The 2,807-nt window shown below is 40.7% G+C and carries 2 protein-coding genes; one reads left to right on the top strand and one right to left on the bottom strand.

Translation table 11 applies throughout. The annotated features are described in order from the left end of the window. Positions 1–78: 78 nt before the first annotated feature. Entirely contained in the window at positions 79–1,644 is a 1,566-nt protein-coding gene (locus QZ359_RS04535) for a DEAD/DEAH box helicase (RefSeq protein WP_293963286.1), read from the bottom strand. A 329-nt stretch (positions 1,645–1,973) separates the two neighbouring features. Here QZ359_RS04535 and QZ359_RS04530 point away from each other — a divergent pair. Further along, positions 1,974–2,807, top strand: an 834-nt coding sequence (locus tag QZ359_RS04530) for an FAD-dependent oxidoreductase (RefSeq protein ID WP_293963283.1), incomplete at its 3' end; no start/stop codon positions are given.

Here is a 2,807-nt window from a genome sequence, read left to right as displayed (position 1 = left end):
ATATATCTATTTTATTTATCTTTCTTTTCCATTCGGTCTCCTTATATAAAAAAGCGATTCATTTTGAACCGCTTTTTCTTATTTATCGCCCTTGTTACGAATAACAAAGCCTGTTTTCTTTTCGCTTGAAGTGTTACGTGGTTTTTTATTATCCTTACGGTAACGTTTTTCCTTATCATAACGATCATTTCCACGACTGCCTTTTTTGAAATCATCACGGCGACCATTGCCACGGCGTTCGCGATCACGACGGTCATCTCCACGACGACCTCCCTTACCTTTACCACCGAAGCCATTACCTGATGGTTTAAATGGCAGTGGTTTTTCACGCGCAATCTCCACTACTGGAAGACTATCCGGATCTTGAACAGTTAGACTCAAGATATACATGGCCAATTCTTCTGGAGTAAATTCAGCAGCCAACTTGCGAGCATCCTTACCAAATTTCTCAAAGTTGCCACGGATTGTCTCATCTGCAAAATCACGTTCGATTTTCTTGAGCGCTACTTGTTTCTTAGCTTGGAAGGCTTCTTCAGCTGTCGCTGGTTTCAAGCCTTTCATGCGTTTCTTAGTCAAGTTTTCGATGATTTGAAGGTAGCCCATTTCATTTGGAGCAACAAAGGTAATTGATTGACCTGATTTACCAGCACGACCTGTACGACCGATACGGTGAACATAACTTTCAGGATCTTGTGGAATATCGTAGTTATAGACATGGGTCACACCTGAAATATCCAAACCACGCGCTGCAACGTCTGTCGCAACCAAAACATCAAGATTGCCATTTTTAAAGTCACGAAGGACACGAAGACGTTTGTTTTGGTCTAGGTCTCCATGAATTCCTTCTGCACGGAAGCCACGGATTTTCAAACCACGAGTCAATTCATCTACACGGCGTTTTGTACGACCAAATACGATAGCAAGTTCTGGTTGTTCCACATCCATGAGACGAGTCATGGTGTCAAATTTTTCTTGTTCTTTGACTCGGATATAGTATTGGTCAACCAATTCTGTTGTCAATTCCTTGGCAGCAATTTTCACATGCTCAGGTTCTTTCATAAACTGAACACCGATACGTTTGATAGCATCTGGCATAGTTGCTGAGAAAAGAAGAGTTTGACGGCTTTCAGGAACACGAGAAATGATAGCTTCAATGTCTTCGAGGAAGCCCATATTGAGCATTTCGTCAGCTTCGTCAAGGATTAGGGTTTCAATATCTTGTAATTTCAAGGCCTTGCGTTTAATCAAGTCCAAGAGGCGACCTGGAGTTCCTACAACAATATGAGCACCCGATTTAAGAGCCTTAATTTGTTTTTCAATGCTTGATCCGCCGTATACTGAGCGAACCTTAACTCCCTTACTACGACCAAAGCGGAAGAGTTCCTCTTGACTTTGGACAGCTAATTCACGAGTCGGAGCAATCACCAAGGCTTGGATGGTCGCTTCTTCTGTACGGATTTTTTCAAGGGTTGGCAAGCCAAAGGCTGCAGTTTTACCTGTACCAGTCTGGGCTTGACCAATCACATCTTTACCTTCAAGAGCCAATGGAATAGTTTGCTCTTGGATCGGACTGGCTTCTACAAAACCAGCTTTTTCAATCTCTGCTAGCAAATCAGCAGACAAGTTTAATTCATTAAATTTCACGTTATTCTTCTTTCTAAAGGTGGTGCGAAGCCACCCTATAGGGCTTAGTTTATACTTTTCTTTTTATGACGTATTTTCATATACTGGATACAAAATCGTGTTGCTTCTTTTCCACAAAAGAAAAGTACTGTTTTCTTTGCAACCTATCTAGTATAACACAAGAGAGAAGCAAAAGATAGCCCAATCCGTCGATAAAGTCATGTAAACGATTTTTTTGAGAAAATAAAGTTAAACTTTCCACTATTTCATAAACTTTTTTAAAGCGTAGCAGAATTGTGCAAAAGTTTTTTTCTTGTGCTAGAATGAAATTCGAATAGGAGGAACTCTAAATGTTAACTTATGATTTAATCGTTATCGGATTTGGTAAAGCTGGTAAAACACTAGCTGGTAAATTGGCTTCAGCTGGCAAAAAAGTTGCCCTCGTTGAACGTAGCAAAGCTATGTACGGTGGAACTTGTATCAACATCGGATGTATCCCAACTAAAACTTTGCTAGTTGCTGCTGAGAAAGACTTGCCTTTTGAAGAAGTGATTGCTACCAAAAACACTATCACTAGTCGCCTCAACGGTAAAAACTATGCAACGGTTGCTGGTACAGGCGTGGATATCTTTGATGCGGAAGCTCACTTCCTTTCAAATAAAGTCATCGAAATCCAAGCTGGTGATGAAAAGAAAGAACTGACTGCTGAAACAATCGTCATCAACACTGGTGCTGTTTCAAACGTCTTGCCAATCCCTGGACTTGCTACAAGCAAAAATGTCTTTGACTCAACAGGTATCCAAAATTTGGACAAATTGCCTGAAAAACTTGGAGTTCTTGGTGGAGGAAATATCGGTCTTGAATTTGCTGGTCTTTACAACAAACTTGGAAGCAAGGTTACAGTCTTAGATGCCTTGGATACTTTCCTACCTCGTGCAGAACCTTCCATCGCAGCTCTTGCTAAACAATACATGGAAGAAGACGGTATTGAATTGCTTCAAAATATCCGTACTACTGAAATCAAAAACGACGGTGACCAAGTGCTCGTTGTGACTGAAAACGAAACTTACCGTTTCGATGCCCTTCTCTACGCAACAGGACGTAAACCAAACGTAGAACCACTTCAACTTGAAAATACAGATATTGAACTAACTGAACGTGGTGCTATTAAAGTAGACAAACAT

This window comes from Streptococcus sp., from assembly GCF_019414905.1.
Lineage (GTDB): Bacteria > Bacillota > Bacilli > Lactobacillales > Streptococcaceae > Streptococcus.
Note: the sequence above shows the minus strand (reverse complement) of the source record. Positions and strands in the feature narration are given on the sequence as shown.